This is a genomic window from Acidithrix ferrooxidans, from assembly GCF_000949295.1.
GTDB lineage: Bacteria > Actinomycetota > Acidimicrobiia > Acidimicrobiales > Acidimicrobiaceae > Acidithrix > Acidithrix ferrooxidans.
In genome coordinates, this window is record NZ_JXYS01000012.1 from 1 (window position 1) to 23,371 (window position 23,371).

The window sequence follows — 23,371 nt, forward strand, 5'->3', positions numbered from 1 at the left end:
GGAACAGGTCTATCACCGACGGATTCATTCTGAAACCGGCCAGACACCACTTGAACGGTTCTCCATTCTGCCAAAGATACCAGATCTTTCTCTTGTGAGGGAGGCATTTCTATTCTCTGAATCAAGAACTGTTACAAAAACTGCAACGGTTTCCCTCTATGGGAACGACTACGAAGTAGACCAGGCTCTGGTAGGTAGGAAAGTAGATCTGGTCTTTGATCCATTCGATCTCTCAGCTATCAATGTGCGGTATATGGACAGAGACTTTGGTAAGGCTGTTATTCATAAAATCTCCCGCCATTCGCATCCGATGACCATTGCCCACTCGCCAGAAACCATAAAACCAACCGGAATTGACTATCTATCCCTGGTGGATAAACAGCACAGGAAATACCTTGGATCTCCAATTGGCTACAGGGAGCTAAACGCAGAGGAAGAGAAATGAGCATAGATCAGATACGTTCACATTTTGGATTTACAAAGATGCCATTTACAAAAGAAATATCCCCGTCTGATCTCCACCCCAACCAGGGGCACTTAGAAGCAGTTGCCCGGATTGGCTTTTTAGTTGATGAATCAGCTATTGGAGTGATAACCGGAGAAGTTGGATCTGGCAAAACAGTAGCAGTGAGAAAAGCAGTGTCACTGTTAGAGCCATCGAGACACAGTATTATCTATCTGGCTAATCCGGCACTTGGAACTAAAGGGATATATTCAGGGATCGTCTCTCATTTAGGCGAGAGTCCCTGTTTTTACAAAACACCGCTTATCTCCCAGACAATCTCGCTGCTTGCATCTGAATCGGAAAAGGGACGAAAGGTGGTAGTGGTATGTGACGAGGCTCATCTCTTGGAAGGTTCCCAGTTAGAAGAGCTGAGATTTCTTACCAATAGCGATATGGATTCATCCAGCTCTTTTGCTCTGGTTTTAGTTGGTCAGCCAAATCTAAAGGCACGGCTGCGACTTTCAACCTTTAGCGCACTTGAACAGAGAATATCGCTTCGCTATAGCGTTCCACCAATGAAATCGGAGGAAACCAAAAGCTATACGCTACATCACCTGAAGCTGGCAGGTCGAACGGATGCTCTATTTTCAGATGAAGCGTTGGGACTGATTCATCAGGTTTCCAGAGGTCTGCCGAGAGCGGTCAACAACCTTGCCCGTCAAGCACTGATAGCCACATTTGCAAATAAAAGCGCAATCGTAGATGAGAAATCGGCACGCCAGGCAATATCAGAAGTTGATTCAGAGTGAGAATGAGAAAGTTAGCGACAACCAGAGGACCGCCGTGACCACCATCAGTGTCACTGGCGACATAGCGATCACACAACATGATCAGTTACTATGTCGTCTGCATGATCAGCTTGGCTGGTGGGCAACACCACATAAACGCCTGATGTTAAGCTCACGCCACCTACACGCCGGATGCCCAAGGAGCACTAATTGGGTTAGTCTCCAAGTTGTCCCGAAAGTTCGACGTCCCTCGGTTTCGACATCATCCATACCAATTTCGAACGCTTCGTCAGTGGTTTGTTTTCACTCGTCTTCTTAACTCATACCTGAAAGAGTCATTGCTCTAACTTTTTTAGTACCGCTTTGGACAACAGTCTTTAGCTAATGCCCCGTGCCATTATCGATAAGGTGGTTTGGAATCTCCTCCCAAAAGGCGATCCCGGAGGGCCTACCTCCATCATCTATGTAGCATTGCAGTGTGATTGTTATCAGCTTGTAGGTGATTTACAACCTCTTTCATTCATGACGCACGGCGAAAGATGGGGCTAGTTACGTCTAAGCGCTTTTTCTATTTTCCTGCCAAAAGGGCGCAACGCTGTGGAACGATCTCTGCGTCGCTACCAAGTTCACCATCAATTAGGCCAAAGTCCCTAAAGATGGCAAGTGTCTCATGATCGCTAGATTCATCCAATACTGTCAACGCGAATCCGACATGTACCAGAACATAGTCTCCGACCTTTACATCTGGCCATGAAGCAAAACAGACGTCACGACTAACACCTGCGAAATTCATATGGCCGACAAAGGGTGTCGGGAGCAACCCCAGCCCATCGGTTCTCACCATTTGAGCTAAAGTCCTTTTGGCCAATTGACCCATAAGGAAGGTAACTATAACTCTTAGGCAGCTTATCGTAAAGAAGCACCCGATTATTGGCGGTATCTGCAACCATAAATCTGTCACCATCTTTGGCAATGGCATATGGAAAACGATAAGCATTTGAGGCTGAAGGCCATAGGGCCACTCGCTATTTGAACAAGGATCAACTTGACCAATCACACAAAGCGCATCGCAATCTTTGTCAATCTTTAGATCAAACATAAGGACTGTATGGTTTCCCGCATCAGCTACATACATTCCATCACAGTCACCGACTACGGAGTAGGGCCACCTAAAACTCGATGGCCCTACCTCTCCTCTGTTTTCATTACGTGAGTTAAAGTCACTTTGCCCAACTATCACCTCGGGCAGTTCGCCATCTAGAGGAAGATGATCCCAACCCAAAATTCGACGATTGCCAGTATCCGCAATAAAAAAACGGTCTTCTACAAAGCCAACACCAAAGGGCCAATCCAAGCTGGCAGTGCTACACTCTCCGCCCTGGTTGGGTTCGACATCCTCCATAGTGGCTTGTCCGATTACGTGATCGGCTCCGGTCCAATCTTCTGTCGAGATGGCGTCCCATATGAGAACCCTGTGATGCCATACATCGCCCACAATCAACCTATTATCCCTAGTTGCAACCCCTGTAGGCAAAAACAACCCTTGAGATCCGCCTCCGTTGCTGTGGCTCTCTGAATAAAAGTCAGGCTGTCCAAGGATCGTTGACGCCTTTGGACTGACAATCCCATCGCACAAATCTCTGAAGACCAAAACCCGATGATTTCCCGTATCGCATACGATCAAAGTCGATCCGATCAACACGAGTCCACGGGGACCATAAAATCGATCGGGCGCGAAAGTTGCAGCGGGAGGTGCTAGCCCTCCTGGCGACTCGGCCCCGAGAGAAATTACTCGAAGCATCAAGGACATGCCTTGATAAAGATCTCTCCATACACGACCTTACATTCGTGGCGCTCTAGAAAGACATCCGGAAATGTTATACATTCACCAGTTAGTCCATCGAATCAAAAGCCATGCCATGGGCATGCCAAGACGCCATCGGCGTCAACACTTGCTCGGTCAAGAGGCAGTTCCATATGAGAACATGCATTCTCAAAACATGAGAACTCATCGTTGTGGGCAACCACAATAACATCTCGGTCGCCAACCTTATCAGCTCTTTTCGACTTGCAACTTCATCGTCCATACCAATGATCGGTGCCGAAAAGGCAATCACCGAGCCCAACCGCATGGCAATTTCCTACTTAATAGCAGCCTTCGGCGACGAGGCACCATTTTTATCATTTCCATCCATCGCCAGATTCGAATCCAAACTCAAACGTCTACTCGCAATCTCAAGATCTCCAATTTTTTCGCCATGCACCTCTGGAATGGGAAGATTCTTTGACGCGGTCGGTGGGCTCATAGAGCTATGTGACGTCGCACCTTCGAGGGCCAAGGGGCCATGTACCTAGGGGTGCTGGCCCATCGTGCTATGAACTCAAATCAGGCTGACCCCCATGTGCGCTTTGACAAAGACCAAGAGCGATGGGTAATTGATACGGCATCAATCTTTAGAGAGACCGCTCAAAAGATCCTGGATGGTCAAGACCCTTCTGAGATAGCGCTATATGCATATGGGGCCTTAGCGACATCAACAGCTGAGGTTCTAATAGAACTCTCAGCGACTACAAATCTTCGAACCGTGGTGCTTGCAGGTGGATGTTTTCAAAACATAATCCTGCTCAAAGAGTCAACTAAGGAGCTAGAGATGGCGGGGTTTAGAGTGCTTTGCTCTTTAGAAGTTCCTCCAAACGATGGGGGTATCTCCTTGGGGCAGGTCGCCATAGCGGCAGCTCGCCTTGGCCAAACAAGTTCGCCAAAAGCCATAACCTGAGGTTCATGAAACCAATAGCGGTTCACACCTAAAGAAAAGCTAACCATGAAACCGCAATCGAAGATATAGTGACCAAATCCCCTAGCGCAAAGATCAATGAAATTTCTATTCTTAGTCAATAACTTTAAATAAGGAAAATAAGGCTACTGTCTTGGCTTTTTCCAGATCGATAATTATTCACCTCAGCACCTACCCTACGAATCAGATCTGAAAGGCTTCTCTAATGAAAACTCCTAGCTCATGACAGATACCAGACGTTTCCTAATTCCCTTGGCGCTAGACCAAGAAGAACCTGCGAGCTGTAGCGTCTGCCTAGATGATGCGACCGCAATCGAGATAGTGGAGATCAAATCAGGCTTCGCATTAGGGGTCGACCCTTGTGGAAATATCTCTGAGGTGGCTTACGCCTTTATCGAGCACCTAGCCGTTGGCGACGTAGTTCTCGTACAACCCGGAATCGCACTCGCAAGAGTCCAAAGATAGGCCTTATGGCCACTCAGCATATAAGTCCAAGAGGTGTTAGCACCATGGGATGGCCACAAAGATGAATTTTTTGAGAAGGTTGCGAACTGCATTCGTCAATTCACCTTAGGATAGCTCTATCTCTCACTATCTAAAGGTAGGGCCATGGATCGAAACGACGTTACTGAAAAGATTATCGAGACCAAAATCCGACGAAACATCACATGGTCGAAAGTTGCAGAAGAGGTTGGCAAGTCCAAAGAGTGGGTTACGGCAGGTTGTCTTGGACAAATGGCCTTCTCCGATCACCAAGCACAGGTAGTCGGTGAGTTATTTGACCTTTCTCCGGAAGAGATCGCCATGTTGCGAGTCCCTCCATTTAGAGGAAGCCTACCAAATCAGATACCGGCGGACCCAACGATCTATCGCCTATACGAACTGGTTTCAGTCTATGGACCGACAATCAAAGAACTGATCCATGAAGAATTCGGAGATGGAATCATGAGTGCTATCGACTTCGATATGTCAATTACCCGCCAAGAAGACCCAAATGGCGACCGCGTACACATAGAGCTCTCAGGCAAATTTTTACCTCACAAAAGCTACTAACGCGGCGAGTCACCTCAACTGGCAAATGAACAACATAGCTTGCAGATTACTTTGGTCTCTTTGGCTTTGACCTCGTGATCCCCTTTCACTGGGATCACCGGGGCTCTCACAATCGATACTCGATAAAGACCTCAAGGTTGGGCGAAACAACTCACCTGTTAATACTCCTCAAAGAAATATCGTGCTTCGAGGAGTCTTGGAGATTTGGTATTTATTTATTCAACGACATACCTTTGGACCAAGATAGTCGTGGCCTCGCGCCACATCTTCTACCGCGCCTATAAGATCATGGGCCAAGAATAAGTCGACTTTGAAGGGAATCTGCGCAAGCTCACCAGGGATATGCAAGAAAAAAATAACCAATCCACATCTGTGGGACAACCCAGTGGTGCCTCTAGCTCTGCCAATCAAGAATTGCAGGCCGTGACGATCTACACAGATGGAGCATGCCGAGGTAACCCGGGGCCCGGAGGCTGGGGTGCGCTGTTGATTAGCCCAAAAAAGCAACGAGAGATCTACGGTGGTGACAACCCAACAACCAACAATCGGATGGAGCTCCAAGCGGTAATTGAAGCCCTAGAACTCCTAAAAGTACCGTGTCGTATAAGCCTCCACACCGACTCGAGATATGTTATGGACGGCATTACAAAGTGGATCGTAAATTGGAAGAAGAAAAATTGGGTCAACTCTAAAAAAGAGCCAGTTAAAAATACCGATCTTTGGAAGTTGCTAGATCAAGCGACCAAACGCCACGAGATCAACTGGATTTGGGTTCGGGGCCATAACGGCGATGAGGGCAACGAAAGAGCCGACCAACTAGCAAATCTTGGAATTGACCAATTGCTAGCAAATGGTTCAAAGCGCAACTTTTAGACCATCAAGATGGCAGAATCGTCTCGAAGTTGACCTTCGCGTCATAGTCTCTAGAATACCTAACCACTACGCTAGAGGCCTCCACCTCGCCCCCTTGTGCTGAAAGTCGGCCGATATATCTCCCAAGGGACTTTGAATTAACGTAGGAAAATACTTCACTTGCTACTTGCATATCACTACGATCAATCAAATCGCCCAAATTCAATGCTGTCACCGGGTCTGAAAATATGACTGAGGATAGATCCGCGTCCATGAGGAGATCGCTCATGTCATGGTAGTCCAAAGTCTTTGAGAACTGACCATAGGAAAGGTTGCCTTTTGGGTCGCCCTCCTTGATCATAAGATGGCCTTGACCTCTTCTCGCGTCGCCAATCACAGCGACACCTCTTGTCTCAGCGCGCATCCATTCAAGGTATGAATTCGCCACCATCTCGTAATGATCATAGACCAAGACCCCCAAGCCCATAGAAAAACCTAACGACTTGGCGATGCCGACTCCAAGGCGACTTCCAGAAAACCCTCCAGGGCCAACAGCCACTGCAATTGCCTCGGGAAGACCAAAGTTCGCATTGGGACCAAGAGCTCTTTCTAAGAAGATCCCAACTTCTGAAAGAAAGGCTCTTGGTTTAGAGATCTCCATGTAATAGGCACATTCGCCAGCGTCAAATTCACCTTGTGGAAATTGGACCAGCCCTATGTATGACCTCGGCGAGACGGTGTCTATGGCCAAAATAGTTCGTTTTGGTGAATTTCTCTTTGACAAGGTGGACTCCGATGTAGATCAAATAGGGCAGAAATAAAATTCTATAAAAGAAACCGGAGGTGCAATCTATTCACCCCAAAGGTTTCCCCCTGGACAAAGTCGAGGTGATCAAAAAACACCGCTGAAAACACCATATAGTGTTGACCAACTCTGCGTGCTTGGTTTGATCGAATCTAGCGATACACGATGCAACCTGCACTCCATACCGCTTGCATGGCACCTATATTACCCCTTGTAGAACCTTACATGCCCTTTATTATGGGCGCCTTGTAAATATGCCCCGGACCCAATCCAGGCAAGTTCTTTATATTTTGTTATAGTACACAGCTACATCAAGCTTTGCATCCCTGACATAGGATCTCCTAGACTTATTCAAGGAATCCTTAGGGATCGTTTTTAGTCACAAGTTGTGGAAATTGTCACCTCATCTAGTCAAAACTTTAAAAATCGTTCATTCCATCTCGAATTGTTCTCAGTGAACGTTATCGACCTGGAATCTTCATCAGCCCCATTGGCAAACAAAATCACTAAGGGATCAAAGTCGTCGAATTGCCAAAGGCATAGATCTGCCCATTCGACGACCGTAACGCTATCTTCGTCGAAGAGTTCCAAATCATCGAAGTCAACTCCTCTGGTGGTGTCAATTCGATAAAGGTCGCAGTGGACCAAACGAAAACTCCCAAAATACTCCCGAACCATTACAAATGTTGGAGATGCGACCCTCTGAGAAATTCCCATTCCAACCGCGATACCAGAAGTAATTGCAGTCTTACCCATTCCCAAATCGCCAATTAGAAGGACTACATCGCCACCATGCAAAAGAGAGCCCAGGCGCTGACCAATAGCCTTGGTCTCTAGCGCCGATGATGACTTGACCCGTAGTATCTCATTCAAAGTTCCACACACCGATCTCTTGCAGGTACCCTTTAGCGCCGATGAGGTCATTGCGAATAGCGTCTTGAGCTACTAGCCCTCGCCTCAGCGCATAGGCTGGATGAAAGATGGGCATCACCAAAGCAAGTTCACTCTGTACAATTTCCCCATGGCATTTAGTTATCTGAACGTCTCGACCCATAAAAACCTTTGTCGCAAGCGAACCGAGTGAAATCACAAGAAAAGGCGAGATGAAGTTCAACTGATCCTTTAGGTAGCCACTACAGCTTCTAACCTCATCTGGTTTTGGTAATCGATTTTCTGGTGGACGGCACTTTACAACATTGGTGATGTAGACATCACCTCGGTTAAGCCCCAATGCCTCGAAGATTAAACGTTCGAGCAACTTCCCTGAACGCCCGACAAATGGCCTTGATTGAAGGTCCTCTTGAGCTCCTGGGGCTTCACCGACAAAGAGTATCGGAGATGACAAATCACCTTCGCCAAAGACCACATTCAAACGACTCTCACATAAAGAACACTTTTGGCACTCCAGGGCCGCAGATCTTGTTCTCTCAAAATCAGTTCGCGAACTCAATATTATCCCTTGTTTTGAATGGCTAGAAACAGGCTATCTGGCCTAAACCACTCTTCTGGGAACCCGCTTTGAGATTCCACAAAGAATCTCCCACGAAATAGTTCCAGTGCGCAAAGCCCACTCATCTGCCCAAATTGAAACCGGATTATCCGAACCCAAAAGTACTACTCGATCGCCTATTTGCACCCTTGGACCTGGCCCAAGGTCTATTACAGATTGATCCATAGAGACCATTCCTGCAAATGGATATAGCACACCATTAATTGCCACCTTACCCCCACCCCTAAAGAGTGCCCTAGGAACTCCATCTGCATATCCAATTGGAACCAGCCCTAGGAATCCATCTGAATCAATAGGTCGAAGGCGCCCATAAGATGGCCTGACACCTTGTTCTACCTGCCGTATGAAAGTCACCTTGGAGATCAAAGAGAGCACCGGACGCAAGCCAATCGATCGTGACTTTGGATTTGGGTCGTAACCATAGAGTCCAAGACCTACGCGAACTTTTGAAAATCGCACCTTTGGAAAGTCCAAGAGCCCTGCAGTATTGGCAATATGCAACTGACGAGCGGTGATACCCTTTAGCGAAAGCGCTTCTACGGCATCTCTAAACCTTTCAATCTGCAACTTGGTAAAGGCAACCGACTCAGGATCGTCCAAGTCGGCAACGGCAAAGTGGCTCCAAATGCCATCTAAATCAACTCCTTCTAAGAGCTCTGAGATCCTGTCTATATCGGACAAGGATGCACCGGCTCGATACATTCCTGTATCTAACTTCAGCTGAAAAGAGAGTCGCTTTCCCTCCTTGCCAAATCGAGTAGCCAACGCTATCCCTATAGCCTCGAGGCTATAGAGCGTGAGAGAGATATCTGCATCGCCCGCAACTCCAAAGTCAGAGACGGCGGGCTCACTCAAGACTAAAATCTCTCCATCGATACCAGCTTGTCTAAGCTCGACTCCCTCATCGACAAAGGCGACAGCAAAATCGCGACATCCCACTTCATGAAGGATTCGAGCCACATCCACGGCACCATGGCCATAAGCATCGGCCTTTACAACGGCACAGATTCTTGCGGGCGCAGCCAGAGCAGCAAATAAGCGATAGTTGTGAATCAGCGCCTGTGCATCTATCTCTGCCCAGACGGGCCTATGTTCTGCCCCCATGCGAGTACACCCCAATCGATCTTGGATTCGCGGCTAGAGATCAATGGACCGCGAGAAAACAATGGCACAAATTGGCTTTGTTGGCGTTGCAGCTCACTGCTTGTTTGACACAGCCACCTTGCGCGCGGAATTTTATCCAATAGATCATAGGAGATCATTCCCCTTCGGAAGGTCAGACGACCGGCAAGTCCATGAATATAGGCAGCCTTAGCAATAGCAGAGATAGAGATCACTTCATTTGCAAGAACACCAGCAATGATGCCGCTTAGCACGTCGCCTGAGCCTGCGGTTGCCAGCTCACTACCGTTGGAGGAGACCACCCCAAAGTGACCCTCCGGAGAATATATAAAGGTCGGAAATCCCTTAACCAACATGTATACGCCCCACCGCCGACAAAACTCCAAGATACCGAGATCTGTCTTAGCAAAGCCAAATGCAATAGAGAGGCGGTCAAGCTCTCCCATATGTGGAGTTAGCACAATGCCTCGTTTACCCTTTTTAAGTAATCCGAGAGAATCCGGCGAGGCCGCCAAGGCAGAGATGGCGTCCGCATCGACAACTAAACTAGCGCCGCTGGCTCGTCCAACATATTCAAGCAACTGGCCGCTAAATCGCCCTAACCCCGGGCCAATTGCAATAGCATTGAACCGTGAGAGGTCTTCCTTCGGGATCTGCAACTCTCCGTCGTGGAGCAACGGACGCAGGACAACTTCTGGATTCGAAGCAGCCAAAAGGTATGAGATTGAACTGCTCGGCGAAAAAAGATGAACGATTCCCGCCCCCGCCCGCATCGCTGCTACCGACGATAAGATAGCAGCACCTTCCATTCCCTGTGATCCACTAAAGACCGCTACCGAACTTTTCCATTTGTGATGCTGTGTTGGAGTTGGGACTTCGCTAAAGTCAAAGGATTGATAAAAGGTTCCTTCACCCGCGAGATTGGTAGCCACACCTAGATCACAGAGATAGCTCTCACCCATAACCTCAATGGCATCACCGGAAAGCAAACCTCTCTTCAGCCCAGCTAGGACCAGACAAAAGTCGCTCTTGAGTGTTCCTGGTGCAACTTCACCGCTCGTAGAATTGACGCCGCTTGGCATATCGACACTTAGGATCAACGCTCCACGGGGAGTTTTGATCGACCTTTTCAAATCACCATGAAAGCCAAAACCAAAGACAGCATCGATCAAAAGATCGCATCGAGGAGTCGATCTTTCGTGGAGATCTTCATATTCAATAACCCCTACACTTGCTCCAAGAATAGAGAGATACTTAGCGCACGCCCTGCCATCTGCTCCATTGTTTCCCTTGCCCACTACGATTACTACCACCTTGCCGTAGGCTCCACCTAGAATCAAGGCGCTAAATTGTGCCAGTGCAAAACCAGCGCGATCAATTATGGTGGCCAACGAACCCTGGGCGGCCAAGGTTTCATCTAGAGATCTCATCGTTTCGGTCGAATATATTTGAATCATGGCTTCCTTGGGGCTTTACCCTATTTTTCGTGAACCTTCCCCGCCCTTACGGACGGGGCTTCTGGCTCCGTCTGTTTGGTTGGGGTTTCCTAACATCGCTTCCATCACGCCACCGCGACCGACTGGTTTAGTATTAATGAATTCAAGGAGATAAATTACACCTTTAGAAGTGCTCCAAAGAGACGATTTCAACGCCCCAACCGACCATAGGGTTCAGCCGAGCTCTAGTGGTCCTTGAAGATCAACGCTCCGAATCTCGGCGATTGCCATAGCGAAGGCAATTGAAACTCTGACTTCGTGAGAAAATGAAACTTTGACTTCAACAACATTTGATTGAAAAGCAACCTCCTTTGCCTTAGCGTGTAGCTTCACCTTCGGTGGTCCGTCACTGGAATTCACTACCTCAATGTCATGCAGTGAGAGCGAAAAGAGGGTGACGCCTAGCGCCTTTGAGACTGCCTCTTTGGCCCCAAAGCGCGCGGCCATACGTGCAATTGCGCCATCTCCCTTAAAGCGGTTGATATAGTCAAGCTCACCATCAGTAAAGATCCGATCGACCCCTCGACTCCGACGCTTCACAAATAAAGCAAAGCGATCGTGGTCGACCACGTCCACCCCAATTCCAAAGGTATATCTTTGATTCATACAGAGCCCAACCCTCATTCAATACGACCGGAATCTATCCAAGCCAGATCCCTAAAACGCCACCACGTCCTATGAAGTACCCGAGAATACAGCCGTGATCGGCTTGATGGTCCTGGGCCAACAAAGACAAACCTACCACCTTTTGCTTAGGGCGGAATATCTCCTTTATGCCAGCCCGAAAGTGCTACGGTAAATCAAGCCGTGAAGAATTAATTCAACGCTTCGAGCTTGCATAAAGCCCATTACCTCGATCCACCACCGATATCCAGCTAGCTGAGACTATCTCTTGCCCTGCGTCCAATTTGCCATTGGGTCCCAAAATACCTTCGACACAACCTTTTCGTTAGGGATCATTGAGCACTTTGCCATAGTTTTTTACAAGTTCCATTTGAGATCTTTAGAATTGCTTGGTGTCTACACCTATTGCTAGCTGGGACTTTATTCAAATATGAAAGTTGTCTAAGAAAGGTAAAAGTAAGTTCAGGAATTATAAACAAAGTCATTAATCGCTCCACAGCTAATTTTAGGCAATCTCAACGAGCATGTAAGTATCCCCTGAAGGCCTAGGGCGAAGCAAAATAGGAAAGTAAATCTCAGAGGAAGTTCAAATGAGAAAAATTAAACTAAACGCAAAGATAGCAAGTGGTCTTACAGTTTTGGCGATAGGCGGTGGATGGCTAGCAGGTGCAACACTTGGAACCCCAGCGGTATCATCTGCGAGCACAACCCCATCTACATCGATACCTGCGGCTCTCTCTTCATTCACAACGACGAGCCCAAGTGGTGGACACCATGGTGGTCTTATGAGAGCTGTTGCTGGAGATCATCTCTTGAAAACTGCAGCTAGTGACCTAAAGACAACTACATCTGCTCTCAAAGCAGACTTGCAAGCTGGAAAGACCCTAGCCGCAGTAGCAACGGCAGCTAATATCTCTCCATCTACCTTGATCTCAGAGTTGGTAACTAGTGCTACAGCAAATATCAACTCCGCTGTAACCGCTGGAAAGATAACCTCTACTCAAGCCACTCAGATCCTGTCTCATCTAAATACAGCTATCACCAACTTCGTCAATAACCCACGTCCCGCTGGTGGCCCTGGCGGTCATGGTGGCCCTGGCTTTGGTGGACCTAATGGTGGCGCGGCACTTAGAAGTACTACCAGCGCTGGAACGGCTCAAGCTGCCTAAGTGGGCTAAATAAGTGGGCTAAATAAGTGGGCTGCTTAACTCACATAGCTGGTTTTGGCCCATCTAGGTCGGACATAACGGCTATGAAAGCTATAGGAGCCTTCTTGGGTCAGCTCCCTCACCCTGTTGCATCAACCAGTAGGGATACAACAGGGTGATTAATCCAAAGACAGACGATCGAACTGATCCGTATTTATCCATCAATAGACACAAGCCCCTAAAAGAGATCTCTTTTAGGGGCTTGTGTCTTTCATTATGATCGCGAGTTCCATGAAATTGGCGCCGACCAGAACGGCCATACAACTTATAAATGAAAACAGATCTGGAGCCTAATTGCTACTCTATAACCAATTCTACAGGTTCTAAATCAAGAAATGATCCATAAGAGTCAGTCCTTGGACAGCCTGGGTCAGAGGCAAGCACATCTTTTGTCACTGCAAATGCACGAGCCCTGGATCCTCCACAAAAGCCGCTGTAGTCACACGATCCACATGCACCGCTGTAATTAGAGGGGTCGCGCATTGATGTGAACAGTGGCGAACTGGAGTAGATATCCACTAGCGATTGCGATCTCACATTTCCACCGGACAAAGGAAGGTAACCCGAAGGATAGACTTCCCCTAGGTGGTCAATAAATGCAAATCCTCGACCCTCTCGTACCGACGGACGAAGGCCAGAGGTCTCTAGGTAGTTCATCTCATGAAGCACCCTTTGAAATTGCGGCGCGCCAACCGCAGTAACGCGAAAATCAACGCTGCGGCTAAAAGTCGCGAGATACCGAAGCACCTCTTCCATCTCTGAGGAATCTAGGGCGCTCGACAACTTCGCTCTACCCATAGGTATTACAAAAAATACCTCCCAAGACGACACCTTGAGATCTTTGGCCAGATCCGCCATCTCGGCTAAACCGTCTAATGTAAATCTCCCAATTGAGGTATTGATCTGCAGGGACATCTTGGCGTCAACGACTGTGCGAGCTATTTCAATGGAGCGTTCAAAGGTTCCCTTAACGCCTCTAAATCTATCGTGAATCTCAGGAGATGGTCCATCGATTGAAAGAGAGATCGCACGAACCCCAAGTTCTGCCCAATGATAGACCAATTCAGGAGTAACGCGATTAGTAACAGATGGCGAGATAGATGTGATGAATCCCATCTCGATCGAACTCTTCAAAATTTCATCGAGATCTGGTCGTTCGGTTGGATCACCGCCAGTGAAGACCATGATCGGCTTTCTTGGAAGCCGATTCGAAATATCTAATAAGACACTTTGGATCTCGTCAATATCAAGTTCTCCTTCATTTCGGTTTGGGATCGCTCTTGCTCGACAATGACGACAATGGAGATGACATGCCTTGGTCAGCTCCCAAGTAATCACATGTAAAAACGATGAAAAATCCTCCACGACAACCTCTATTCAAACCCTACTAGTCCCCCAAGTTGGCAACTTCGAGAAGTTGAGCCGCCAATGGAACCTAGCTTTTTATATCATGCCTATAAAAGTCTTTACCATCCAAGGCTAGGCGCAATTGTAAGATCAAGTTAGAGTCCAAATCCCCAGCCTTAAGGCTCAAAATCGCAATCGTCGATTCTCATAATAAAACTTGATCCCCGTGGGGTCCAGCATCACTCCACAGTCACCGTCTTGGCGAGGTTCCGTGGACGATCGACATCCATACCTAGGTTCCGAGCCATATGGTATGCGAATATCTGTAGGGGAACCACGTCTACCAATGGAGCAAAGAGAGGATGAACTCTGGGTACCGAGATGAAGGACTCGCCTAAGTTAGCCTGTCCTTCATCTCCAGGATTGCCGATAATTATCACAGAAGAATTGCGAGCACGTACCTCTTCTATATTCGAAACGATCTTCTCGTAAAGCCTGGTTCGAGTCGCTATCGCCACAACAACCGCCATCTCATCGAGCATTGCAATTGGACCATGCTTGAGCTCTCCAGCGGGATAGCCTTCCGCGGGTAGATATGAGATCTCTTTAAGCTTTAGCGCTCCTTCTAAGGCAACAGGATAGCCAACATGGCGGCCAATAAAATAAAATCTACTTGAGCCACTAAAGCGCTTAGCCACCTCGCCAATGGCATCCCATGAGTTCAAAACCTCTTGGATCTTTGCAGGTACCAAAGTCAACTCTTCGTACAAGGCGTCGATCTCACTCGGGTAGAGCTGGCCCTTAGTTCGAGCTAGATTCAAAGCTAAAAGTAAAAGAGCCCCTATCTGTGCGGTATGAGTCTTCGTGGCGGCTACACCAACCTCAGGTCCGGCTCTGGTGTACATCACAGTATCGGCCAATCGCGCCATTGATGAACCCACTACGTTACAAACCGCTAACGTCTGGGCTCCGAGGTTCTTTGCCTCGTGTAAAGCAGCAAGCGTATCTAGGGTTTCGCCCGATTGACTAACGGCCACTACGAGAGTACGCTCATCCACCACTGGATCCCGATAACGAAATTCCGAAGAAATATCCAATTCTACGGGGACTTTCGTCCAATGCTCGATTGCATATTTCGCTACCATACCTGCGTGATAAGAGGTTCCACAGGCAACGATAAAAACCTTATTTATGCGCGCTAAAGAATCTGGATCGCTGGTCGTCTCGTCCAAAATCAACTCACCAGAGGATGCTAAGCGTCCTGCCAAAGTGTCTCGCAGCGCCCCAGGTTGTTCAAGTATCTCCTTCGACATAAAATCATCGAAACCCGACTTCTCAGCGGACTCAAGCGACCAAGTAACGGGGAATTCAACCAGATCAACCGAGTCCCCTTCGAGGTTAAAGATCTCAGCACCACCCCCAGTAACACAGACAAGATGGTCATCTTCTAAGTGGTAAAAAACCTCCGCACGATCAAGAATCGCCGGTATATCACTCGCAATAAACCAGGTGTTTGAAGCCCGACCGATAACCATCGGCGCCATACGTTTAAAACCAACCAAAACCCCTGGCTCGGTCGAAGAGATTGCCACAAAAGACATCGCGCCACGCATGATTGGCGCTATCGATGAAACAGCCTCGACCAAGCTTCCCTTCGAAATCAAAGATTCCTCTAGAAGGTGTGCGATTACCTCCGTATCGGTCTCGGAGGAAAATATATGGCCCCGCGAAATAAGATCATCCTTGAGCTCTCTGAAGTTCTCAACGATTCCGTTATGAACCACACTTATTGTCCCATTGCAATCGATATGGGGGTGCGCATTAAATAGGGTTGGACCACCATGAGTTGCCCATCGAGTATGACCGATTCCGCTGATGATCGAGCCAAATTCGCTCTCTTTAGCATCGCTATCTAATCGATCCAAAGAATTCTTACCCTGTGCTACCCGCAATCGCGAAAATAGACCATTTTCATCACAGACTACAATTCCTGCGGAATCGTATCCCCGATATTCCAGACGTTTGAGGCCACTTGTCAAAACCTCAACGGTTGCGCCTTGGCCAGTTACTGCAATAATTCCACACACGCTTTAATACCCTAGCCCTTTGATCAAAATATAAAATTCGTTCGTCAAAATGAGATTAAAACCTAAATCAAAGAAAGACTTTAAGCCCTTCGGTCAATGATTCCGAAAAAATACGAGACAGCCATCAACAGCTCTACCACAATTGGAACAAACACCCTGGCAAAGATCACAAATCGCGCCAAACTATACCGCTAAGCCACTTGCAACCAAGCCAGAAATAAAGATATACAGAGATCCGCCATCGGCCTTTCGATCATCAAGATTACAAACGCGTTCTTGGATTCTTACCAAGTACCATTGATTAATTCAGCATGGACGAATCAACATGCAGCACAAGAGATGAGCTCAACCCTAAAACTCGCAGCGCTGTAATTATTTGCATACAACGAGCTTCCTAGATGTTCTAAAGCATTGCCGGATAAGGCGTCGTGGGTAATGAAGCTGGGAGATTACCTGCTTAGATGCAAAAGGCCGCCATCACGTCCCGATCACACTAAAGCTCAATCTGAATTAAAGATCAGTCTGAGAAATCACCTTTAGGATCAGCTCGATCGACTCAGTAGCGAGAGCTTCGTCCCTAGCTTCGACCATAACACGTATCAAAGGCTCAGTGCCTGAAGGTCGAACCAAAACCCGGCCTGCATCACTCAATTGCTGCGCGGCTCTGGCGATCACATCTTTGACCTCTGGAGCACCAAGAACAACTTTTGGATCCCCAACACAAGCGACATTACGCAAAATCTGTGGGAATCGCACCATGGTTCTATTGGCTAACTCGCTAGCAGCGATGCCGGACTCCAAAAGAGCGCGGCTAAAGACGGCTCCGGTGAGCATTCCATCGCCGGTTGTCGCCAAATCCGCCAAGATTATATGGCCACTCTGTTCGCCGCCTAGCACAAAACCATGCCGCTCCATAGCTTCAAATACATGGCGATCACCAACCGGCGTCTCAACCACCTCGATATTGGCTTGCGCCATGGCGATCCGAAGGCCCATATTGCTCATAACCGTTATCGCCAGACCATTATGCGACAGCAGCGAACGGCTATTCAAAAACTTAGCTAAAACCCCTAGGATTATGTCACCATCTATAACGGAGCCGTCCTGAGCTACTGCTAATACTCGATCTGCATCTCCGTCAAACCCTAAACCCAGATCAGCCTTCTCTGCTAAAACGGTGTCAATCAAACCTTGAAGATGAGTCGAACCTGCATTTGCATTGATATTTACACCATCAGGGGAGTCGTTGATCACCACAACACTTGCACCGTAACGCTCAAAAACCTCTCGAGCAAATCCGGATGCGGCACCATTAGCGGTATCCAAAACCAGCTTTAGTCCAACTAGCGATTGAATCAGCGGCTGAGATGTAATATAGGTTAAATAGTCAGAGACTAGATGCGAAGCGTCATTGATGGTTCCAACACCTTCGTCGATGGCAATGCCATCTCTCACGCCACGTTCAATCTCAATCTCGGTTGCATTCGATAATTTAGCGCCTGCCGGCCCCAAAATCTTGATCCCATTGTCGTGATAGGGGTTATGGGAAGCAGAAATCACCGCGCCAGCTAGCTTCAATCTAGAGCACAGATAAGCGACTCCTGGAGAAGGAATTACCCCGAGATCCAAAACTGAGGTACCCGCAGCGGCTAAACCAGCAGAAAATGCAGCCTGCAACATGGTTCCAGAGACCCGAGTATCACGACCAACCAAAAAAGTAGAGCCAGCAATTGTATTTGCAACACTCATACCAAGACGAAGGGCGAACTCTGAATTAAGCTCAGAGTTCGCCCTACCACGTACGCCATCCGTACCAAATTCCAACACCGAAGATTAACGCTTGGAGTACTGAGGAGCCTTGCGCGCCTTCTTGAGGCCGTATTTCTTAGATTCCTTCTCACGGGCATCGCGAGTAAGCAATCCTGCTTTCTTGAGCTGTGCTCTAAGTTCAGGATCCAACTCGACAATAGCTCTTGCCAAACCTAGGCGAAGGGCTCCAGCTTGACCAGAGACGCCGCCGCCATTTAGGGTGACATCCACGTCATAGTTGGTCAACAAATTGGTCAGCCGAAGCGGCTCGATCGCGTGCTGGCGCAGGCTTGGAGCCCCGAAATACTCTTCGAAACTTCGCTTATTACAGGTCACAGAGCCTTCGCCTGAGCGAAGCCTAACACGAGCGACTGCACCTTTGCGACGACCTGTCGATTGAACTAATGGTATTGACATATAATCTCTCCCCGGCTTAACGGTTTGCAGTGCGCGTAGCGCCTGGAATCTCTAGCGGAACTGGCATCTGGGCAGAATGCGGGTGAGTCGGCCCTGCATATACCTTCAACTTCAAATACATAGCGCGACCCAATCGGTTCTTAGGAAGCATACCCCTAATGGCCTTCTCCACGACGAAGGCAGGCTTATCAGCCATAAGGTCAGTGTATCGAGTCGTACGAAGGCCACCCGGATAACCCGAGTGATGATAGGAGAACTTTCGTTCCGCCTTGTTGGAAGTCAAAATAACCTTATCGGCGTTAATCACGATAACGTGATCACCGGTATCGAGATGTGGTGCGAAATAAGGGTTGTGCTTACCGCGCAGAATTCTGGCGACTTCGGTAGCCAAACGACCAAGGACCATGCCCTCGGCGTCGACTACGAACCACTTTCTCTCAATTTCTGATGGCTTTGTTGAATAGGTGCGCATAATCTCACTGGTTTCAAAGGTACGAATTAGATGCCTACGACAGTTTCGGTCGCATAAGACACAAAGGAACATTATAACAGGATTAAACGATAGCCAATCCGCTAATCCTCCAACCTTTTGGACATAACTCGATTGCCAACCGAAATTACAGGCCGATTCAAAAATTCAAAGCGCTCCTCAAAGCGAACCATGATAAGAAAAAGACCATACGGTGGGGCGAGATCGACTCCCTTAGAACGATCCTGTGCATCAAGAGCCCTACTGAAATCCCAAGGAGTAGCATTGCCTAGAGCGACCTTTACTAAGTAACCCACTAGAGCCCTAACCATCTGGTGACAAAAGGCATTGGCTTCAATCTCTATATGGATATGATCGCGATCGGTCTCAAAGACGCTGACTTCACTCACACGTCGATTAAGAGAACCACCATTGGGATCGGCTCTACAAAAGGTAGCGAAATTCTTCTCACCTACCAAGTAGGATGCCGCTGCAAATAGAGCATCTCGATCGAGTGGAGAACCGATATGCCAACCCGCACGGCGCTCCATTGGCAGCGCAAAGTCGCCGGTAAGAAGACAATACCGATATCGACGGGCCACTGCGGAAAAGCGTGCATGGAAATCCTCCGGCATCGACCATACCGCACGAATAGCAATCGAGGCACTAGTGAGGCGCTCGATCGACCGCCGGAACTTATCCAAATCAATGTACTTGGGATCCTCCAGTACAACTGAGACGAACTGAGAGTTAGCATGAACGCCCCGATCAGTTCGCCCAGAAACAAACGTTCGAAAAGAGTCCCCAAGAACTGCCCTTAGTGCGGCCTCGAGATCCCCTTGCACCGTAACCTGATCGTGCTGACGCGCGTAACCGCTAAATGCTGAGCCATCATAGGCAAACTCTATAGCCAAGTTATTGACTTCTTGTGGAAGATAGTTTCTAGGCGAAGACAACGGTCCCACCCTTTAAACTGATTTCACCATAAAACACTGCCACGGAGATCTCTCCAAATCCCTTAGAAACCCGCCGAAGAACCAAGCCATAGACAAAGAAAACTCAGCCAAGAAAAATAGCGGATGAGGAGCTTACGCCCCAACATCCGCTATCAAAAACTCTCTAGATCACACAGAGACTTGTTATACCAACTCAATAATGGCCATAGGCGCATTATCTCCTTGGCGAGGACCCTTCTTCAGGATCCGGGTATAGCCACCTTGACGCTCTGAATAACGCTCGGCGATATCAGAGATCAACTTCTGGGCCATATCCTTATCACGAAGATAGCTAGCGAGCTCACGGTGGTTAGCGAGACCCCCTCTTTTTGCCTTTGTAATAAGCTTCTCTGCCACTGGTCGTAAAGCCTTAGCTTTGGCCTCTGTAGTAGTAATCGATTCAGCTGCAAAGAGCGAAGCCGCTAGATTAGCGAGAATCGCCTTTTGATGTTTTGCGTCGCCACCAAAACGACGCCCCTGCTTAGGCCTACCGGGCATAACTAGTCCCTCTTCCTTAGTGAAAGGCCGCGCTCATTGAGTCGGCTGACAACCTCATCAAGTGACTTCTGGCCAAAGTTAGTAATCGCGAGTAGGTCGTCGGTGCTTCGCGAAAGTAGCTCACCGATCGTATTAATTTGAGCACGCTTGAGGCAGTTACGCGGACGCTCAGTCAATTCAAGATCTTCAATAGGAAGGTCAAGATCTGGTGAACGAACCTCTATAACTGGCGTCTCCGTCAAAGCAAGTCCTTGGGGTTGATCACTCATATCAGCAATCAATCCAACCAACGACCTCAAAGTCTCTCCAGCCGAGGCCAAAGCCTCGCGTGGAGTAATTGATCCGTCGGTCTCGATATCTAAGACCAAGCGGTCGTAGTCACGAGATCGCTCACCTGCCGTGGCAATCACCTCAACCGCTACACGACGAATTGGAGAAAAGATCGCATCCATAGGGATACGTCCAATGATTCCACTCGAACGCGACGAATCGGCACTCTGATAGCCTTTGCCCTTATCTACCACAGCATCAAGAGCTATCCGCCCTCGATCCGACAGAGTGGCGATATGTAGATCGGGATTAACTATCTCTAGATCAGCAGTGACCTGAAAGTCACCCGCTCTTACAATTCCGGGGCCTCTGACGTCCAGACGAATAGTAATCGCCTCGTCTACCTCAGAGCGAATCACAACGTCCTTTAAGTTAAGGATGATCTCAGTGACATCTTCTTTAACTCCGGGCAGCGTCGTAAACTCATGGAGCGCATCGTCGAAGCGAACTTCAACGAGAGCAGCACCAGGAATCGACGAGAGCAAAACCCTACGCAACGAATTACCCAAGGTATGTCCGAAACCGGGCTCCAGAGGTCCTATCGCAAATTTTTGACGACCCGCAACCTCTTCGGATGCTTCCTCAACGGCGGGTCTTTGAATAAAGAGCATTCCTTCTCCTTAGCGCTCTTGCGAAACCTTTACTTGGAGTAGAGTTCGACGATTAACTGTTCGCGAACCTTGACATCAATCTGTTCACGCAGTGGTGGATTCGAAACCTCGACTTCGAAGCCAGATCCGATCGATGTCAACCAGGCCGGGATGTGAGGGGCCTGAGATGCAATCGACTCCGTAACAACGGCAAGTTCACGAGCCGATGGCTTTAGAGCGACGATATCGCCTCGACGAAGTCTCATCGATGGGATTGTAGCCTTTCGGCCATTTACCGTCACAAAACCGTGCAAAACAAATTGCCTAGCTTGCGAACGAGATACACCCCAACCAGCACGAAATGCTATATTGTCGAGTCTCATCTCAAGCATACGCAACAAGTTCTCACCGGTAATACCATCTTGGCGTGAAGCCTCTTCGAACATATTTCGGAACTGCTTTTCCAAAACACCATAGATACGACGAGCCTTTTGCTTCTCGCGCAACTGGGTCAAGTACTCAGAACCCTGACGGGCGCGGTCACGACCGTGCTCACCAGGTGGATAATTACGCTTTTCCAGGGGGCAATGGGTATCACACTTGGAACCCTTGAGAAATAGCTTCTCACGCTCTCTTCGGCACAGACGGCACACAGGGCCTGTATATCGAGCCACAATAAACTCCTTTTAAACTTTCTAAACCCTGCGGCGCTTTTTGGGGCGACATCCATTATGGGGAGTAGGTGTCACATCGCGCACGGACATAATCTCAATACCGGCATTAGCAATGGCGCGATGCGCTGTATCTCTACCGGAACCAGGTCCTTTGAGCAAAACATCGACACGACGCACGCCGTGTTCAGCCGCGCGCTTGGCGGCGGCTTCTGCAGCTAGTTGAGCTGCGAATGGGGTGGATTTACGGGATCCCTTGAAACCGACGTTTCCTGCGGAACCCCAAGAAATGACGTTACCATCTGGATCTGTAATCGAAACTATGGTGTTATTAAAAGACGAATGAATATGGGCAATCCCATGAGCGATATTCTTACGCTCTTTTTTCTTTACTCTTCGCCCAGCTGGTTTTGGCTTGGCCATCGACGCTCCTTATAGGAATTTTCTAACTTCAAAACAAGATCTAACAGAGGTGTCACAAGCGCTCTGTTATAGGGTCACTATCGCTTGACCTTCTTCTTACCAGCGACGGTCTTCTTTGGACCCTTACGCGTACGCGCATTAGTGTGGGTACGCTGACCGCGAACTGGGAGCCCCTTACGGTGACGCAGTCCTTGATAGCAGCCAATCTCCTGCTTCCTCTTGATATCTTGGGATACCTCTCTACGGAGGTCACCTTCAACCTTGAAGTTAGCGTCGATGTAGGCACGTAAACGTGCTACTTCTTCGTCGGTTAAGTTCCGAACTCGAGTGTTCAGATCTACACCGGTTGCAGCACAGATCTGCTGCGAGGTGGTCAGTCCAATTCCATAGATATAGGTCAGAGAAATCTCCAACCGCTTTTCCCTTGGAATGTCTACTCCGGCTATACGTGCCATTTACCTATCCCTGTCGTTGCTTATGTCTAGGGTTTTCACAAATCACCAACACAACCCTGTGGCGGCGAATTACCTTGCATTTCTCGCAAATTGTTTTGACGCTCGGTCTTACCTTCATTGCTTACTCTCTTGACTTGAAAATCGTCGCTCCTAATTTAGAAGCGACGATAGAGAATTATTTACCAATCAAAACTGGTAAGTATAGTCTCCTACTTGTACCGGTATGTTATCCGGCCCCGATTGAGGTCATATGGGGTCAGTTCGATCTGCACCCGGTCACCCGGAAGAATTCGAATTCGGTGCATACGCATCTTTCCAGAACTGTGAGCTAATACCTTATGGCCATTTTCGAGTTCAACTCGGAACATCGCATTGGGAAGGGGCTCTACCACGGTCCCTTCGAGAACAATTGCATCTTCTTTCGGCTTCGTCAGATCAAACTCCTTAAATCGCTACAACCAAATCGGTTGTCAATCCCCCATAGGAGACAGCTGCACAAACTTAGGTGCACCCTAAGATCTTGCACAGAGAGATTAGTCTAGCGTACGCCGAGATCTTTCCGGTATATCACAAAAAGAAAGG

26 protein-coding genes and 2 pseudogenes are annotated in these 23,371 nt (G+C 48.3%); 7 read left to right on the forward strand and 21 right to left on the reverse strand.

Annotated features, from left to right (window positions below; all coding sequences use genetic code 11):
• The coding region (locus AXFE_RS02310; RefSeq protein ID WP_200891169.1) for a Mu transposase C-terminal domain-containing protein at positions 1 to 445 on the forward strand (445 nt) is incomplete at its 5' end.
• Positions 442 to 1,254 (forward strand): ExeA family protein, encoded by an 813-nt coding sequence (locus AXFE_RS02315; protein ID WP_052604286.1) that lies wholly within the window; start codon positions 442 to 444, stop codon positions 1,252 to 1,254. The genes AXFE_RS02310 and AXFE_RS02315, both read left to right, overlap by 4 nt.
• A 547-nt stretch (positions 1,255 to 1,801) precedes the next feature.
• On the opposite strand, the gene AXFE_RS02320 is transcribed toward AXFE_RS02315, so the two are convergent.
• Together AXFE_RS02320 and AXFE_RS21255 are read right to left on the reverse strand one after the other, a co-directional pair.
• Positions 1,802 to 3,034 (reverse strand): HypC/HybG/HupF family hydrogenase formation chaperone, encoded by a 1,233-nt coding sequence (locus AXFE_RS02320; protein ID WP_160291694.1) that lies wholly within the window; start codon positions 3,032 to 3,034, stop codon positions 1,802 to 1,804.
• 104 nt (positions 3,035 to 3,138) lie between these two features.
• On the reverse strand, positions 3,139 to 3,261 hold the full coding sequence (locus AXFE_RS21255; protein WP_160291695.1) for a Rieske (2Fe-2S) protein: 123 nt from the start codon (positions 3,259 to 3,261) through the stop codon (positions 3,139 to 3,141).
• 63 nt (positions 3,262 to 3,324) lie between these two features.
• Between AXFE_RS21255 and AXFE_RS21260 the strand changes: the two are divergent.
• From AXFE_RS21260 to rnhA, 4 genes and pseudogenes are all read left to right on the forward strand, one after another.
• Positions 3,325 to 4,010 (forward strand): annotated as a pseudogene (locus AXFE_RS21260) (Kae1-like domain-containing protein).
• Between the two features lie 240 nt (positions 4,011 to 4,250).
• Complete coding sequence (locus AXFE_RS02335) at positions 4,251 to 4,493, forward strand: HypC/HybG/HupF family hydrogenase formation chaperone (RefSeq protein WP_052604290.1); 243 nt, start codon at positions 4,251 to 4,253, stop codon at positions 4,491 to 4,493.
• Positions 4,494 to 4,637: 144 nt separating this feature from the next.
• Entirely contained in the window at positions 4,638 to 5,081 is a 444-nt protein-coding gene (gene cynS / locus AXFE_RS02340; protein WP_052604291.1) for a cyanase, read from the forward strand.
• 414 nt (positions 5,082 to 5,495) lie between these two features.
• Positions 5,496 to 5,954 carry a ribonuclease HI gene (gene rnhA / locus AXFE_RS02345; RefSeq protein ID WP_052604358.1) on the forward strand — a complete coding sequence of 153 codons (459 nt, stop codon included), beginning with the start codon at positions 5,496 to 5,498 and terminating at the stop codon, positions 5,952 to 5,954.
• A 4-nt stretch (positions 5,955 to 5,958) separates the two neighbouring features.
• Here rnhA and AXFE_RS02350 read toward each other — a convergent pair whose 3' ends face one another.
• From AXFE_RS02350 to acpS, 6 genes are all read right to left on the reverse strand, one after another.
• A complete protein-coding gene (locus AXFE_RS02350) occupies positions 5,959 to 6,717 on the reverse strand; it encodes a hypothetical protein (RefSeq protein WP_052604292.1) in 759 nt (252 codons plus the stop codon).
• Between the two features lie 432 nt (positions 6,718 to 7,149).
• On the reverse strand, positions 7,150 to 7,611 hold the full coding sequence (tsaE, locus tag AXFE_RS02355; RefSeq protein ID WP_160291696.1) for a tRNA (adenosine(37)-N6)-threonylcarbamoyltransferase complex ATPase subunit type 1 TsaE: 462 nt from the start codon (positions 7,609 to 7,611) through the stop codon (positions 7,150 to 7,152).
• Positions 7,604 to 8,188, reverse strand: a complete 585-nt coding sequence (locus AXFE_RS02360; protein ID WP_160291697.1) for a uracil-DNA glycosylase — start codon at positions 8,186 to 8,188, stop codon at positions 7,604 to 7,606. Before AXFE_RS02360 ends, tsaE begins: the two co-directional genes overlap by 8 nt.
• Before the next feature lie 42 nt (positions 8,189 to 8,230).
• Positions 8,231 to 9,352: an alanine racemase gene (gene alr, locus AXFE_RS02365; protein ID WP_052604294.1), complete on the reverse strand. Its 1,122-nt coding sequence runs from the start codon at positions 9,350 to 9,352 to the stop codon at positions 8,231 to 8,233.
• The gene (locus AXFE_RS02370) at positions 9,316 to 10,827 is read right to left on the reverse strand and encodes an NAD(P)H-hydrate dehydratase (protein WP_052604295.1); all 1,512 of its coding nucleotides are present in this window, start codon (positions 10,825 to 10,827) and stop codon (positions 9,316 to 9,318) included. The genes alr and AXFE_RS02370 overlap by 37 nt, the downstream gene beginning before the upstream one ends.
• Positions 10,828 to 11,040: 213 nt before the next feature.
• On the reverse strand, positions 11,041 to 11,472 hold the full coding sequence (gene acpS / locus AXFE_RS02375) for a holo-ACP synthase (RefSeq protein WP_052604296.1): 432 nt from the start codon (positions 11,470 to 11,472) through the stop codon (positions 11,041 to 11,043).
• A gap of 608 nt (positions 11,473 to 12,080) precedes the next feature.
• Here acpS and AXFE_RS02380 point away from each other — a divergent pair.
• Positions 12,081 to 12,659: a hypothetical protein gene (locus AXFE_RS02380; RefSeq protein ID WP_052604297.1), complete on the forward strand. Its 579-nt coding sequence runs from the start codon at positions 12,081 to 12,083 to the stop codon at positions 12,657 to 12,659.
• Between the two features lie 336 nt (positions 12,660 to 12,995).
• Here the strand turns inward: AXFE_RS02380 and AXFE_RS02385 are convergent, their stop codons facing one another.
• The 13 genes and pseudogenes from AXFE_RS02385 to infA all read right to left on the reverse strand — a co-directional run bounded on the left by AXFE_RS02385 (position 12,996) and on the right by infA (position 23,223).
• Entirely contained in the window at positions 12,996 to 14,063 is a 1,068-nt protein-coding gene (locus tag AXFE_RS02385) for a radical SAM protein (RefSeq protein WP_052604298.1), read from the reverse strand.
• Between the two features lie 221 nt (positions 14,064 to 14,284).
• Positions 14,285 to 16,132 carry a glutamine--fructose-6-phosphate transaminase (isomerizing) gene (gene glmS / locus AXFE_RS02390; RefSeq protein WP_052604299.1) on the reverse strand — a complete coding sequence of 616 codons (1,848 nt, stop codon included), beginning with the start codon at positions 16,130 to 16,132 and terminating at the stop codon, positions 14,285 to 14,287.
• A gap of 510 nt (positions 16,133 to 16,642) precedes the next feature.
• Positions 16,643 to 17,956 (reverse strand): phosphoglucosamine mutase, encoded by a 1,314-nt coding sequence (gene glmM, locus AXFE_RS02395; protein WP_200891170.1) that lies wholly within the window; start codon positions 17,954 to 17,956, stop codon positions 16,643 to 16,645.
• Positions 17,957 to 17,965: 9 nt separating this feature from the next.
• Entirely contained in the window at positions 17,966 to 18,358 is a 393-nt protein-coding gene (rpsI, locus tag AXFE_RS02400; RefSeq protein WP_052604301.1) for a 30S ribosomal protein S9, read from the reverse strand.
• 16 nt (positions 18,359 to 18,374) lie between these two features.
• Positions 18,375 to 18,830, reverse strand: a complete 456-nt coding sequence (gene rplM / locus AXFE_RS02405) for a 50S ribosomal protein L13 (RefSeq protein WP_052604302.1) — start codon at positions 18,828 to 18,830, stop codon at positions 18,375 to 18,377.
• A 101-nt stretch (positions 18,831 to 18,931) separates the two neighbouring features.
• Complete coding sequence (gene truA, locus AXFE_RS02410; protein ID WP_052604303.1) at positions 18,932 to 19,783, reverse strand: tRNA pseudouridine(38-40) synthase TruA; 852 nt, start codon at positions 19,781 to 19,783, stop codon at positions 18,932 to 18,934.
• A 186-nt stretch (positions 19,784 to 19,969) separates the two neighbouring features.
• Positions 19,970 to 20,320 (reverse strand): annotated as a pseudogene (rplQ, locus tag AXFE_RS02415) (50S ribosomal protein L17); the annotation flags it as partial.
• A 2-nt stretch (positions 20,321 to 20,322) separates the two neighbouring features.
• Positions 20,323 to 21,261, reverse strand: a complete 939-nt coding sequence (locus tag AXFE_RS02420) for a DNA-directed RNA polymerase subunit alpha (RefSeq protein WP_052604305.1) — start codon at positions 21,259 to 21,261, stop codon at positions 20,323 to 20,325.
• Positions 21,262 to 21,290: 29 nt separating this feature from the next.
• Positions 21,291 to 21,914, reverse strand: a complete 624-nt coding sequence (rpsD, locus tag AXFE_RS02425) for a 30S ribosomal protein S4 (protein ID WP_052604306.1) — start codon at positions 21,912 to 21,914, stop codon at positions 21,291 to 21,293.
• 21 nt (positions 21,915 to 21,935) lie between these two features.
• The gene (gene rpsK, locus AXFE_RS02430) at positions 21,936 to 22,334 is read right to left on the reverse strand and encodes a 30S ribosomal protein S11 (protein ID WP_052604307.1); all 399 of its coding nucleotides are present in this window, start codon (positions 22,332 to 22,334) and stop codon (positions 21,936 to 21,938) included.
• Positions 22,335 to 22,411: 77 nt separating this feature from the next.
• Positions 22,412 to 22,789: a 30S ribosomal protein S13 gene (gene rpsM / locus AXFE_RS02435; protein WP_052604308.1), complete on the reverse strand. Its 378-nt coding sequence runs from the start codon at positions 22,787 to 22,789 to the stop codon at positions 22,412 to 22,414.
• A 4-nt stretch (positions 22,790 to 22,793) separates the two neighbouring features.
• Positions 22,794 to 22,907, reverse strand: coding sequence for a 50S ribosomal protein L36 (gene rpmJ, locus AXFE_RS18220; RefSeq protein WP_082058421.1), 114 nt, complete (start codon positions 22,905 to 22,907; stop codon positions 22,794 to 22,796).
• A 91-nt stretch (positions 22,908 to 22,998) separates the two neighbouring features.
• Positions 22,999 to 23,223: a translation initiation factor IF-1 gene (gene infA, locus AXFE_RS18225; RefSeq protein ID WP_082058422.1), complete on the reverse strand. Its 225-nt coding sequence runs from the start codon at positions 23,221 to 23,223 to the stop codon at positions 22,999 to 23,001.
• Positions 23,224 to 23,371: the final 148 nt, after the last annotated feature.